Here is a 13,299-nt window from a genome sequence, read left to right on the forward strand (position 1 = left end):
CGACCCAGCAGCCGACGGCCCGTTGGATCTTTTTGCGCTTTGGTGGCATCCATGAATATCGACTGGGAGAAGCTCCGCCACAAGTAACGGAGCTAACAGGAGACCAGCAGATCATTTTGGAGGTATTGGGTGAGCGCTATCGGCAAATTTATTCCTAAATCAGGTGCGGAATGTCGGGTTAATCAATGACTTGTTGTATTGAGGCCAGTTGGTGATGGGGTGAAGCGATGTGCCCATGATGCAGACTTGAAGAGGATGGTGGTGATCAGATCACCAAGTTCTCAGTTAGTTCCATTCAAGGCGCATTGATTTGGGAAACAACGCCGTATTTACTATCCAAACTTACCGTTAGTTTTATTTTTTAACAATGATATAGTTTTTGCTCTGTAACTAGGCGGTAGTTTTTTTTCTAGGTCGGATTGTTTAAATCCAATAACCTCAGTTATCAGGTAGGTAATGGGTTTCAATCCCTGGAAAATACTCTTAGCCTCCTCAATGTTTAATTTTGTTTTTTTGTGAGATCTGATAATTTCATCACACAACGGACTTAGCATGTCGACCAGTGTCCCATCCTTACGTATAAGGTGGAAATTTAATGAATTATCCTTATCTGATTTCGAGGGGAGGTGATTTATTTTTATCGGATCAGCGATAACGCCTATGAACTCACCTATACGTCTATTTTGAATAAACCCAAATTCATCGCGATACTTTTTATCATCGGAAACTGATCTTTTTATAACGGGGTAACCACCCAAAAAACCTCTGGCATGATTCGCGAGATAGGAATTTTTAACGTCATTTTGTTGCTGTTTAGCCCATTCGGTAAATTTTATCACTTCATCCTGTGTTAGACTTGAAATGAGTGAGTAATCAGAATCTATATCAACAGTGCCAAGGTGCTCATGTTTGGATTTATATATTGACCTAATGGTTCCGTCCTTGAGTTCTAAATTTTCTTGAATGCTGATTGTTGTACTGAATGTGATTGTTTTTAAGTTTGAATTCAATCTTGCTATTGCCATATTACTAACCTCATAATTTATTGTTTTAATTATTTTATCTTTAATAACTCAATGCCATTTGGGATGGTTCTTCCAGTCCAATCATCAATCCATTTGTTAGCGTTGTGAATTGACGTGACTAACTCCTCCTGATTGGATGATGTAATCACAACGATGTTTGGTGCCTGCGCCTCTGTATCCATAACGTACCCATCGGGTAGGTTTGGTTCCAATCCGTGATTAACTGACTCAAAACCATTCTTGAATATACGTTTTAATGCAGCCGTTATCGCGGCTAAGAACTCCTCAATCACTGAATCGGAAGGTTTTTCTTTCCATTCACATGAAAAATTAAGTTGTAGCAGGTTATGAGCGTTAAATCGTTTATCCCTGTATATGTATGACTTAACCCTACCTATAATTTTCTTATATTGCTTTTGAGTACAGCGAACCAGTGCTATGAAATTTTCTATATATGTGTCACATTTAGATGTTAGTGATTTTTGGTTATGTTTTCTTTCATTTAAACTAACCTCTGATGCTATAGGGATGGTTTGTTTTAAATGTAAATTTGGCTCTGGTGAAATTTTATTGTATTTTTGAAGTTCAGTTATTATTTTTTGTTCCTCTAAATTGTGAGTACGTAACTCTAAAATTTTATCATCTCTAGTTGGTGAGTAAGTAATACCCTGTTCTAATAGCCTGCCCCAGGCCGCACGGCGGCGTTTAACATGCGTTCCTGAAATCCATATCAGTCCATCAACACTGTACATAATGCCTGTTGGGACACCATTTTTTCTACGCACGGCAACCATCACATTATAGCCCCGCAACTTTTTTACGAGTCCAGAGATGGTTCTCGGTCTACATTCAAACACTCTATCTAAAACAGATCTTATAAGATTTTTTGGATCTTGCTGGGCTGACAACGTTCCTCTACCAGAGCCGGTTTTCATGTCTGTGATAGAATATTCAATTCCCCAGTTTTCATTAGGATTTTTTTGTTTAACGAGGCCAAGAATTTTTTCTATATCTCGTACCGCCTGTATGCAACGGTCATAATCGTTGTAGGTATTGACTAGAGTGCGATCTAGTTTTACGCGACATGCAACGATATGGATATGTTGGCAATGAGCGTCATTGTGTATTACAGAGGTCCATTTCGTGTCATTTCCATATCCCATCCGATCCATGAAAATTCGAGCTGACATGAACCAGTGATATGGGCTGAGGCTATCACCAGCAGGTAACGAAATTGAATAATGCGCACATTTCATTTCTCCAGAACCCAAATACAAATTCGCCTGCTGCTCTAGTTCTGTGAGCAGCCCACTGACATTATAATTTTTACCGCTTTCAGTGAGCGCCAACTCTGGGTAGCTGAATACATTTCCGCCAAGATAATTTATCTGTGTTGGGGTCTGTTTTTTATGGTCTTTCTTTTTGTTGTTAGGATTTTTGAATGGAGAACTCCTGAATATATAATTTAGTCTCCCAGAAAAACCTGGCGTCAGATCAAAAACCTCACCGATCATGTTTGCCCTCCGCATGTGCTACGCCTGAAACATTTATCAGTAATTTATAGACGGATTGGATTTTCTGGAGGATCAAAACATTTTTGGAGTGATTATTTTTGACCTCATCAGAATGTAAATGGAGTCTACACTCCAAAATGAATTCGTTGATATCTGCCGCCAGCCTATTTAGCTGAGCTAACCAATGGATCAATTCTACATGACGGATAGCTGGCTTCGAGTCTATTTTTTTCTCGTTGAGCGCAATTGCACGAACGAGTTCGCTAATTTTAGCTACCCCGGATGCATGGCATCGTGCCTTTAATTTCTGATATTCGTCCGCTGTAAACGAAACTCGAACTCGCAGGGTGCGTTTGTCTGAGTCTATTTTTGGGGGTCTACCCCATTTTTGCCTTTTTATCATAAACACCTTCTGATAGTTGTTATTAGTGTTTTTGTGCCTATCTGTGAACAATAAGACCAGATAAGTAGCCACCTAAATATAGCTGGTAAGGAAAATTATCAAGAACATAATAATTTAAGTGTAATCTGTCATAAATATTGATGTTAAGCTACAAGGAAAAGTCTAAATCAATAATCTTGTTTTAATTATTGCAAATTATAAAAATGATATCAACCCTTCCAATGAAAATATTATTGATTTTTGAAAAGTTATTTTTGAGTAAATTTCTAGGTTCGTAATTTTAGTTTTGATGATAGCTATGTCAGTGGCGTGATCACTCATTTTTTGAACGTAATAAATGGTCATTTTTAAATTGATTTTATCGGTAAGGATGGCGAAAACGGTTACAGAGAAATTTTGATCTGATAGCGGGTATTTCTACCACCCTCAGGCATTTTTTCAAGGCAGCCCGGGAATTCAGATAATAAGTGCGACACTCATGGTTAAGCGGTGAGAGGTAGTCAACTGCTGACGGTGGTACGCTTCAGCTCGCCAAAGTAGAAGCAGTATCACCATGAGTTATCAGCAGGTGACTGAAGGGCAACGATACCAGATATCGGCAAAGGATATCCGTTGCCGCCATGGCTCACTCCATTGGTGTTATCGTTCCACTGTCTATCGGGAACTGCGGCGTAACGCCTGCTAAGATAGCTATCAGCTTGGCTGCTGGCCGATCTTCGGCTCGGTGCTTTCTGGCAGATGGATTATCGGTAGCGTGAAATGGAACTCGGCTTGTCCAGCGATGGCGATTGTTGTCAGCTGACAACGGAGTGATCAGTACATCAGTGCCCGCAGTCATCTGCATTATAAGTATCGTGAAATGGAAACCAAGCTGCTGGCTGGCAGCGATTGTCAGCTGACAACGAGGTGATCTGCGCCTCAGTAGCCGCTGAAAACCGCATTATCGGTATCGAGAAATGGAAACCAAGCTGCTGGTTGGCAGCGATTGTCAGCTGACAACGAGGTGATCTGCGCCTCAGTAGCCGCTGAAAACCGCATTATCGGTATCGAGAAATGGAAACCAAGCTGCTGGTTGGCAGCGATTGTCAGCTGACAATGGGGTGATCTGCGCATCAGTAGCCGCTGGAAACCGCATTATCGGTATCGTGAAATGGAAACTAGGCTACTGGCTGGCAGCGATTGTCAGCTGACAACGGGGTGATCTGCACCTCAGTAGTCGCTGGCGACCCCATTATCGGTATCGTGAAATGAAATCCTGGCTGCTGGCCGATCTTCGGCTCGGTGCTTTCTGGCAGATGGATTATCGGTAGCGTGAGATGGAACTCGTCCTGTCCAGCGATGGCGATTGTCAGCTGACAACGGAGTGATCAGTACATCAATGCCCGCAGGCATTTGCATTATAAGTATCGTGAAATGCTTACAGTACATCAATATCGGTATCAGCGATTTTTTCAGAATATCTCCCAGGCACAGGGTTGTTGTTTTCAACGGTTTTGTTGTAGTCACAACGAGAGGATTGAGATACCTGCTGGCTTCCTAATCGGCTGTCTGGGCGATGCGTTTGTGAGTTGTGACACCGACGATTTCCTAAATAAGGTCTCCTTTCCCTACAGGCCTCATGAGAGGACTGCCTAGTATCATCACTACTCTGTGAGGGTCGACGGAGCACCGGATGTAGCGTTTGTGGGCAAACTTCTGGCCGAATGTGACGCATCTCCCTGATGCGTCTGATGACAACGAGTGTGGTTTCGTATGGATCTGTATAGAGCTGAAACTGTACCAAACCAGCTCAGGGCGGTTTGTATGCAGTGATAAGGTGAGGTGTTTGACGTGTTCGAGTTTATTGCAAATCCAGGGCGGGCCATTGGGTAAGAGCAACAGCCATGCTATGGCTATGGCTATGGCAGCAATGATGCAGGCGAGACCCCAAGGGCTTTGGCGATCAGATAAACTTTCTCCAAGGTTACCCTAGTCTCCCCACGTTCGATTTTTCCCATATGACCACGGTCTATACCAGCAATTAGCGCTAGTTTTTCCTGTTGCATACCTCGTGCAGACCGCAGTTCTCGTACATTTTTACCGAATGCAGTTGCGAGCATCGCCAGCTCAAACTCGTCAGAATCCATTTTATCTCCTCACTAGAGGATCTATGGTCTACGTTATACGGCGCACTGTACACGGCCATCAGTACACTTGTATAATGACACGGCATATAAGCATCATTTGAGGGTGGATAATGTCCAATCAACAGATCATCCTGAGCCAGGATCAAAAAAGTGGCACAGTGACATTAATTTTTCACAATGCGGATTTCCTAGCCGCAGTAGGAGATTCGCTGAGAGTGGATTCACTCTTACATGTCACTATCAATCAATCCATATATGATGAATTTGTTAAGAGTGTGATGGGTTCGTTTGTTGCTGAGTTTATGGATTTTAAGAAAAATTGGCCGATACCTCAGGAGCTAAGGAAGTGAACAAGTCTCTGATATGAGATGTTTACACTCATATGGAGCCGCATCTCAGAGGGCCATCATTAGTCATGTCTGGCATTCCAGCCAGTCGGAGTTGTTGCCCAAATTGATGCAGATTGAATGGAACTAACTTAGGGCTCTGTGATCTGATCACTACCATCCCTCTTCAACTCTGCATCATGGGCGCATCGCTTCACCCCATCACTGACGACGGGGACGCAGCCAGCTCTACACCGACCAAACTATCCCTACTTTCCTGATGCCCAAAGGGATTTTCAGCCTCACGCTTCGCGCAACTCAGGGGCTACTCGACTCCTTGTCCGAGTTGATGAACTTACCGCTGTGCGCGCCGGACTATAGCTAATGGGATGGTCGCCCCTCCCCAAAACGGCATCTGATTGCCAAAGTGGCGAATGTAAGTTCCCACTGATGAGAGAGGCGACCACCATGAAGGCTACGACTATCGGCATTGATCTGGCAAAACATCTCTTCCAATTACATGGCGTTGATCAACATGGCAAGACGGTCCTCAAGCGACAGTTGAAGCGGGATCAGATGCTCTCATTCTTTACCAATCTTCCTCCTAGCCTGATCGGCATGGAGGCATGCGGCAGTGCCCATTACTGGGCCAATAAACTGCAAGGAATGGGGCATACCGTCAAACTGATGGCGCCGCAGTTCGTTAAGCCCTATGTGAAGACCAACAAGAACGATGCTGCGGATGCAGAAGCTATCTGCGAAGCCGTCACCCGACCCAATATGCGGTTTGTGCCAATAAAAAATGGCGAGCAGTTAGCCGTGTTGGCGCTACATCGCGCAAGGCAAGGGTTCGTCAAAGCCAGAACGGCACAAGCTAATCAAATCAGGGGCCTGCTGGCTGAACATGGCATCATTGTCCCTAAAGGTATTACACACATTAGCCTACGATTGCCCGAGCTCCTGGAGGATGCAGAGAACAACCTACCCGGAACGTTTCGTCAATTAATTGAGCGTTTAGGGGAGCACCTCAAAGAGCTCGCCAAGCAGGTGAATGAACTGGAAGAGCAGATCTGGTGTTGGCACAAAAAAAACTCGGCAAGCCAGAAGCTGGCTAAGATGCCGGGTATTGGTCCTCTCACGGCCAGTGCACTGGTAGCGTCTATCGGCGATGCAAAGCAGTTCGAAAATGGCCGCCAGCTAGCAGCCTGGCTGGGCTTGGTACCCAAGCAACATTCCAGCGGCGGCAAGCAGACCCTGTTGGGGATAAGCAAACGCGGTGACATCTATCTACGCACACTGCTGATCCACGGGGCCCGCTCCGTGCTCCGGGTCGCTGAGCGTAAGACAGAGTACGCAGGAAGCTGGCTTGCGGGGGTCATGGAGCGACGTAACCATAATGTAACGGTAGTGGCTCTGGCCAACAAGAATGCACGCATCATCTGGGCATTACTTGCCCATGAGCGCGAGTACGATGCTGATCACGCAGTAGCGGCCTGAGCGCAATAGCTAGCACAGGAACGGTGTTTCATAGCAAGCGTGACAAAGTATCGAGTTAACAACCAGCGTTAGAAAGTACCACCGATTGCACGGGCGATCATGACGTGATGGCGAGGCAGGTCAGACCGTGACTGGCAAAACCCGACAGACACAGGGCACTAATAAGTGCGTTTAGCTGATAGAGGAGCCAGTCAGCGAATTCCATCAGGGATAGAGGCTGTTGCCTCGGTGAAATCCGGATCTATGGCTGCAATCTCAACCTGACTCACTTTCATTGATTGAGGGCTTGGCAAACCGGGGCGACCATCTATGTATCCGCCTCGCAAGCACGCGGGGTTATAGAACAAGAAATGAAGCGGTGCTGGCGATGCGCAAGGAAGGTCTGGCGCACTGGAAGAAGATATCGGGATACCACCGTCGCTTGCTGGCTGATTTGGGCAACAACGCCTACTAGCACCTATGAAAAGCTATTTTTGCTTGTTAGTTGTATAGCTAATGATAGTATATTGAGCGTTTTTTTGGTTTCCGTAGCTGAGTTTTCTGTTTAGCTAATTTTAATTGATGAATTAATGTTAACATTTGGATATTTTTATTTTATTGTTCTGTTAGTGGATTGGAAATGGAAACTATATCTTCCCCGAAAAACAAATTTATTATGGAAAGGGGCGCTGGATCGATAAATTTCGATCACGACCAATTTTTAGTTGAAGATCTTTTAGACGAAAATTCGCTAGCTGGATTTTACGGTCCCAGCGGTTCGCGAAAATCGTTCATTATAATGGATATTGCCTGTCGGATCGCATCAGGGAAGAAATGGCAGGGCAGGGAGGTAAAACATGGTGCTGTAATCTATGTTGCTGCCGAGGGAAGCAATGGCATGAAAAAACGCATGCACGCCTGGATTAATAAATACAATGATGGGCATGACCTAGACAATCTGTACCGTATATCACAACCAATATTTGTATCACAACCACAGGTTGTTACTGATTTAATTTTGGCTACAAAGAATGTTCAAGAAGAAACTAATTTGCCTGTAAGATTGATTGTTATTGATACGCTTGCACGTAGTTTTATCGGTAATGAGAATTCTGCTGAGGATATGGGGAAATTCATCGCCGGTTGTGATGAAATAAAATGCAAAACTGGTGCGACAATTCTCATTGTGCATCACACAGGAAAAGATTTGGGTCAGGGAGCAAGAGGGGCATATTCATTCAAAGCTGCATTAGACAGTGAGTATTTTATAGCTAAGATAGAAGGCAATGATGCGCTAACTACTAAATTAGAATGCACCAAAAATAAGGAGGGGAGCGATGGATTAAAAATGGAAATAAATCTAAAAATCGAGGCTATAGGGAAAACCACAAAAGGAAAAACTATTGATACCTTGGTTGTCATAGACCGTGATAGTCGTTTGGTAGGAGCCCAAAACACTAGGAAAGATAAGAATATCCAGCCACCCTGTGAAAATAAAAAAACTAAAGCAATAGTTGATGAAAATTTCTAAAAATAATGACCACAATGTAAAGAATTTTGCTCTGGCTGCCCCATTTTTAGGGCGAATACCTGGGTTGTTCATGCCTATGCCAAGTGGTAAGCGTCCAAAAAATATTATACTAGATATTGAAAGTGGTCATGAAAGACTGTGTGCTGAATTGGCAGAAGGGCTTGATAGCTCAGACCAAAGCGTACTTCTCGCATTAATCGCCCTAGCTGGTATAGAGAGTAAAATAATTTCGTCAGCTAATACCGGACCGAAGTCGACTCTATTGTGGAATAATTTGAATGTAAGTTTTGATGCTGAAACTGAACAATGTGCGTTAGTAACTACTACACAGACCGACATTTTAAACATTCTAGGGTGGAATAGATCGGGTCATGAATACAATAGGTTGAAGAAATGCTTAAATAGATTAAATAATGTTAATTTACTTATATTTAAGGGAGAGAGAAAGTGGAGATCTGGGCTACTGAGTTATCTAATCAACAACACATCAGTCATTGGTGAGGAAGATGTCGTCTATGTTGTGTTGAACTCCAAAATTGCATATGCGGTCGATGGGGGACAATACGCTAGGATATGTTTGGAGGAACGTCGTTTGCTTAGTTCAAATATAGCTAAGCTGCTTCATGCATGGCTTTCATTCAATATCAATCATGGCTACCACTTATCTCCTTATATAGATACACTAGTACAGAGGATTTGGGGTGAGCCATACAAGCCTCACCAACCTAAATCAAAAACAGAGTATGAAAAAAAAGAGATAAGGCGTAAACGTGCTGAGATTGTTACTGCACTGAAGCAGCTCAGCGAGTTGGACGGCTGGAGAGTTCGGTTTAATGACAAGGTTGGCTCGAATAAGCAAGTCCAGGTGAAGCGTTTAAGAGTCATCAATGGGGCTGTAGAAAAGAGTAATCCATGACGTTAAAGCGATGTACGCAATCAGCGTTAAAGCATGGTGCGTCGCTACGTTAATTCATGGTACGAAAATTGATTTTAAATTCTCTTACAGCCCTTGTTCTACAAGGGTCTTAGCCATTTCATGTTCCTGCTGTTTAAGAAGATCTTCTTAAAGGAAGACTCCTCTTATTACGAAAAAAACTCAGTATCTCTATTGCTCAGTGTAAAACACTGAGCATCATGATGGCCAGTTCCTTTTCTGTTCGCTATGATGTCAATCAATGCGTTTTAAGCTTAGTGGCCATACACAGAATTAATACCAGCCATGAAAATGGTATTATCACCCTCAGCCCTCATATTGAGATAAGTGGGTTCATCATAATGATGTTCATAGAAATAACCACCTCTTCATGGAAAATCATGGAAAAGTAGTGTGCCATCGAATTTCAATTTGGCTGGTAAACAATTAACGATTTCCATAACTAAAAATAGTAATGCCATCTGTTCATAAAAAAGTCCCGACCATATACAAGAATTTATGCGGGTGTCAATTTTTTGATAAAATGAGGGCGAAGCCCTAAAATTTTAAAGCGAAGCGCCTAATAATACAAATCGAATAACAACGAAGTGGCACGAGCGTGTGCGAAGCTAACACGCGGGTGTTTAAATTTCAATTGTGCTCAGATATCACTCACTCGCTATGGTAGTGATAGTATTTTTATTCAACGTTAGAAATCTATCTATTTATCATTTTTGTCTTTTTTATTTCTATCCAATTCAGCAGTTCGAATTCGTCTCATAGTTGCATGAGAGTAGTGCCGTTCGATCATTTTTACGCTGTTGCCGACCTGCGCAGCAATGTGTGCAAGCGGCTCTCCCCTAAGTATCTCATTAGTTATATAGGTATGCCTGAACCAATACAATGTTCCTTCAACTTCCATCTCATCAGCGAAAGATCGCCAAATCTCGGCAGGGCGTTTTAGTTCGAATAGGTACTGGGTTGGAGCCTTAGCTTTGGCTTCAGAAATTTTTTCAAATCCCTGTATTTTAGCTAGCGGAGACATGACCTCAATTATAACCTTGCTCTCCTGCCCACTCCTTGAAATAATCATCTCACGGCCCTCTTTTATCGTGCCCTCCATTTTCCCCTTGCGTACTTTTAAGTAATAATCTTTTTCTGTTTTTAGATCATCCCATCTAACACCAAGTGCCTCATTCCCTGTTCTAATACCGGTTAAATAAAGAAACCTGCAATACAAGTTAAAAATTACTCTATCGGTGTTTGTTGGGGATAATGATTGCCATTTAGTTAATTTATCAAAAATTGTTTTTATTTGATTAGGTTCCCAGCACTCTCCTTTTATAATATTTTTAGTTTCTACTTTATTACTCATGTCAGGTATCGAGCTTATGAGGGCTTGTTCTTTGGCTTCAAGCAAGATTCTTCTCAATACAATATGGATTGAGTTGGCAAGTGATTTTCCTGGAGCATCATGAGTCTCACAGTATTTATTCCAAAACAGTCTAACTGATCTATCGTTGATGCTAGCAATCTCTTGCTCACCAAAATATGGAAGGAGGTGATTCTTGAGCAAGCTTATGTAGTATGTATCTATAGGCTTAGAGCGCTTCAAGTAGAATTGAACGATTTCATTCGCTATTGTTTTAAACGTAATACCCTTTTTAAGCGCAACACCACTCGATAATTTAATTTTTAACATCAGTGCTATTTGATGTGCTTCGGACGTTGCATCTCGTAAGTCGAGTTTCCGTGTGCTCTGACGATAGTCATGAATGCCATCTGCTGGTTGATGGACTCTACAGTGCCACCTGGCGCTGCCTTTTTGTTTGAATAGTGTTATGCCCCCGCCCAAATCATGACGATTTTTGAACGTGCTCTGACTGTCAGCCTCGATCCTCTCTGCCAGCATTCTAGCCAAGTCATGTACAGAAAATTTACTCAACACATCGATCAAATCGCTCATGAGAAGCCCCTAATACTCAACGCAGTCTCATACTAGCATTGTGTATAGTTCCATGGATATCAATTTGAAGATTGTTGTAAGTGACTGAATTTATGGCGGTATGTTATGTTGCGTTCTGATTGCAAATCAGGACGGCGCCACCTGATGGCGTCGTAAGGGTTCATCGGACTGGGTGCGACCGTACTCGCCGCAGGGCCACCCGATGGAGTGCACCCAGAGCAGGAGATGGCTCGATACTCTGGAGATACGGGGTGCGAGATTGTACTCGCGACCGCAGCATCATGCAATTTGGGGTGGGGCTATCAGACCGCCGACATGTTCATTTTACGCTCAGACTGTGGATGCTAGGGTGCCATCTACCCGGGATGCCCGAGAGTTGGCGAAGGAATGGATCTTTTCCGCGAAAAAGTCCATCTCCAAGTTGAAATTTTGCCCTACTCGGGAAAGAATGCGCGCTCGGTGATTGGGCTCGGGTGACACGTCACAAGAGCGACCGAGGATGAGCAGGCCAAAGGCCCACAGGTACAGGAAACCATACAGGAATTTTATGAATCCCCTTCGCATTGCCGCTTCGGCCCTTATTTGCACTCTGACCCTGGTCAGCCAGCAGGCTGCCGCCGTTGAATACGCGCTGCCCGCCGCCAACAGCCGCCTGATCGGCGAGAACCAGGAGTACGTGGTGCCTGCGGACAACCGTCCGCTGGAGCAGATCGCCTCTGACTTCCAGCTGGGCCTGACCAACATCATGGAGGCCAACCCGGGCGTTGACCCCTATCTGCCCACCCCGGGCAGCAAGCTGATCATCCCCCATCAGCTGATCCTGCCGAATGCGCCCCGCGAAGGGATCGTCATCAACGTGGCCGAGATGCGTCTCTACTACTACCCCAAGGGCAAGAACGTGGTGCAGGTGCTGCCCATCGGCATCGGCCAGCTGGGGGTGAACACCCCGGAGAACTGGATCACCAAGGTGGAGCGCAAGCGTGCCAACCCGACCTGGACCCCGACCGAGAACATCCGTCGCCGTTATGCCGCCCAGGGCAAGACCCTGCCTGCGGTCTGGCCGGCCGGCCCGGACAACCCCATGGGTCTGCATGCCCTCTATATCGGCAACCTCTACGCCATCCACGGCACCAACGCCACTTTCGGCATCGGTCTGCGGGTGAGCAGCGGCTGCGTGCGTCTGCGCGCCGATGACATCAAGTACCTGTTCGACAACGTGCCGGTCGGTACCCGCGTCCAGTTCGTCAATCAGCCGATCAAGACCACGGTAGAACCGGATGGCAGCCGCTACATGGAGGTGCACGAGCCGCTGTCGCGCACCGAAGAGGAGTTCAACTCCACCGCCGCCGTCCCCCTGCCCATGACCCAGGCCACGACCCGCTTCATCGCTCACGCCGACTCTGACTCCAACGTGGTCAAGCAGGTGCTGGAACAGCGTACCGGCATGCCGACTCGCCTCAATCCGCAGACGTGATGGCCCGGAAGGGTTATTAATGAACAACGGCGACCCTCTGGTCGCCGTTGTCGTTTCTGCGTGTTTCCTAGGAGGCTGGCGGGGCATAGAGGGCCAGCCAGTTCCCTTCGGTATCTTCGATGATGACCCGTGAGCCATGGCCGCTGCCGATACTGTGCAGAGGCTCCAGCACGCGCCCGCCGAGGTGGGGGACCAGCTGCTCCGCCTCTTGCAGCCGATCGCCCAGGGCGAGGTAGATGAGGGGGCCGGCACCGCCGGGCTGGTGGTACTTGTCCATGGGGCCGAGGCAGGCCGCCGCGTTGTTGCCATCGTGGCGCAACATGGCGAAGCGCATCTCCTCCTCCTGGATGGGGGTGACCTGCACATCGAGCAGGGCAGAGTAGAAGTCCATGGCACGATCCAGATCCCGTGTCGGAATGTCGGCCCAGACCAGGGTGTTGTCCATCTTCGTGTTCTCCAGAGGTTTCCGGCCAACATGCGGCCGGTGGCTCTTTGAGGTTAGAAGTGGCCATCGGGAGGCGCCACGGAGGATAAAAAACGGCGCC

The 13,299-nt window shown here is 45.6% G+C and carries 10 protein-coding genes and 2 pseudogenes; 7 read left to right on the forward strand and 5 right to left on the reverse strand.

Annotation, left to right across the window (positions count from 1 at the left end):
* Positions 1–332: 332 nt before the first annotated feature.
* Both J9885_RS16440 and J9885_RS16445 read right to left on the reverse strand, forming a co-directional pair.
* Positions 333–1,025: a hypothetical protein gene (locus tag J9885_RS16440; protein ID WP_210550086.1), complete on the reverse strand. Its 693-nt coding sequence runs from the start codon at positions 1,023–1,025 to the stop codon at positions 333–335.
* A gap of 29 nt (positions 1,026–1,054) precedes the next feature.
* Positions 1,055–2,539 carry a relaxase/mobilization nuclease domain-containing protein gene (locus J9885_RS16445; RefSeq protein ID WP_210550087.1) on the reverse strand — a complete coding sequence of 495 codons (1,485 nt, stop codon included), beginning with the start codon at positions 2,537–2,539 and terminating at the stop codon, positions 1,055–1,057.
* Positions 2,540–3,495: 956 nt separating this feature from the next.
* Between J9885_RS16445 and J9885_RS19995 the strand changes: the two are divergent.
* Positions 3,496–3,621, forward strand: a pseudogene (locus J9885_RS19995) (IS30 family transposase); the annotation flags it as partial.
* Between the two features lie 1,219 nt (positions 3,622–4,840).
* Here the strand turns inward: J9885_RS19995 and J9885_RS16450 are convergent.
* The gene (locus J9885_RS16450) at positions 4,841–5,068 is read right to left on the reverse strand and encodes a helix-turn-helix transcriptional regulator (protein WP_081043428.1); all 228 of its coding nucleotides are present in this window, start codon (positions 5,066–5,068) and stop codon (positions 4,841–4,843) included.
* Positions 5,069–5,178: 110 nt separating this feature from the next.
* On the opposite strand from J9885_RS16450, the gene J9885_RS16455 reads away from it, so the two are divergent.
* The 5 genes and pseudogenes from J9885_RS16455 (at position 5,179) to repC (ending at position 9,317) form a co-directional block, all read left to right on the forward strand.
* Positions 5,179–5,418 (forward strand): hypothetical protein, encoded by a 240-nt coding sequence (locus J9885_RS16455; RefSeq protein ID WP_042878959.1) that lies wholly within the window; start codon positions 5,179–5,181, stop codon positions 5,416–5,418.
* Positions 5,419–5,614: 196 nt separating this feature from the next.
* A pseudogene (locus tag J9885_RS16460) lies at positions 5,615–5,776 on the forward strand (transposase); the annotation flags it as partial.
* 86 nt (positions 5,777–5,862) lie between these two features.
* Positions 5,863–6,891, forward strand: a complete 1,029-nt coding sequence (locus J9885_RS16465) for an IS110 family transposase (protein ID WP_163157521.1) — start codon at positions 5,863–5,865, stop codon at positions 6,889–6,891.
* A 619-nt stretch (positions 6,892–7,510) separates the two neighbouring features.
* Entirely contained in the window at positions 7,511–8,401 is an 891-nt protein-coding gene (locus J9885_RS16470) for a helicase RepA family protein (protein WP_043851840.1), read from the forward strand.
* Positions 8,388–9,317, forward strand: coding sequence for a replication protein C, IncQ-type (gene repC / locus J9885_RS16475; protein WP_210550088.1), 930 nt, complete (start codon positions 8,388–8,390; stop codon positions 9,315–9,317). The genes J9885_RS16470 and repC overlap by 14 nt, the downstream gene beginning before the upstream one ends.
* A gap of 718 nt (positions 9,318–10,035) precedes the next feature.
* Here the strand turns inward: repC and J9885_RS16480 are convergent.
* The gene (locus J9885_RS16480; protein ID WP_210550089.1) at positions 10,036–11,280 is read right to left on the reverse strand and encodes a site-specific integrase; all 1,245 of its coding nucleotides are present in this window, start codon (positions 11,278–11,280) and stop codon (positions 10,036–10,038) included.
* Positions 11,281–11,827: 547 nt separating this feature from the next.
* Between J9885_RS16480 and J9885_RS16485 the strand changes: the two genes are divergently transcribed.
* The gene (locus J9885_RS16485) at positions 11,828–12,754 is read left to right on the forward strand and encodes a L,D-transpeptidase family protein (RefSeq protein ID WP_210550090.1); all 927 of its coding nucleotides are present in this window, start codon (positions 11,828–11,830) and stop codon (positions 12,752–12,754) included.
* A 67-nt stretch (positions 12,755–12,821) separates the two neighbouring features.
* On the opposite strand, the gene J9885_RS16490 is transcribed toward J9885_RS16485, so the two are convergent.
* Complete coding sequence (locus J9885_RS16490; protein WP_043762210.1) at positions 12,822–13,199, reverse strand: VOC family protein; 378 nt, start codon at positions 13,197–13,199, stop codon at positions 12,822–12,824.
* Positions 13,200–13,299: the final 100 nt, after the last annotated feature.

Origin of the sequence: Aeromonas sp. SrichE-2G (genome assembly GCF_017939565.1) — a bacterium.
Lineage (GTDB): Bacteria > Pseudomonadota > Gammaproteobacteria > Enterobacterales > Aeromonadaceae > Aeromonas > Aeromonas taiwanensis.

Excerpts from the sequence above, each read along its gene's own strand:
- repC (WP_210550088.1), top strand. The coding sequence starts at position 8,388 with ATGAAAATTTCTAAAAATAATGACCACAATGTAAAGAATTTTGCTCTG.
- J9885_RS16445 (WP_210550087.1), bottom strand. The coding sequence starts at position 2,539 with ATGATCGGTGAGGTTTTTGATCTGACGCCAGGTTTTTCTGGGAGACTA.
- J9885_RS16465 (WP_163157521.1), top strand. The coding sequence starts at position 5,863 with ATGAAGGCTACGACTATCGGCATTGATCTGGCAAAACATCTCTTCCAA.
- J9885_RS16450 (WP_081043428.1), bottom strand. The coding sequence starts at position 5,068 with ATGGATTCTGACGAGTTTGAGCTGGCGATGCTCGCAACTGCATTCGGT.
- J9885_RS16440 (WP_210550086.1), bottom strand. The coding sequence starts at position 1,025 with ATGGCAATAGCAAGATTGAATTCAAACTTAAAAACAATCACATTCAGT.
- J9885_RS16455 (WP_042878959.1), top strand. The coding sequence starts at position 5,179 with ATGTCCAATCAACAGATCATCCTGAGCCAGGATCAAAAAAGTGGCACA.
- J9885_RS16470 (WP_043851840.1), top strand. The coding sequence starts at position 7,511 with ATGGAAACTATATCTTCCCCGAAAAACAAATTTATTATGGAAAGGGGC.
- J9885_RS16480 (WP_210550089.1), bottom strand. The coding sequence starts at position 11,280 with ATGAGCGATTTGATCGATGTGTTGAGTAAATTTTCTGTACATGACTTG.
- J9885_RS16485 (WP_210550090.1), top strand. The coding sequence starts at position 11,828 with ATGAATCCCCTTCGCATTGCCGCTTCGGCCCTTATTTGCACTCTGACC.
- J9885_RS16490 (WP_043762210.1), bottom strand. The coding sequence starts at position 13,199 with ATGGACAACACCCTGGTCTGGGCCGACATTCCGACACGGGATCTGGAT.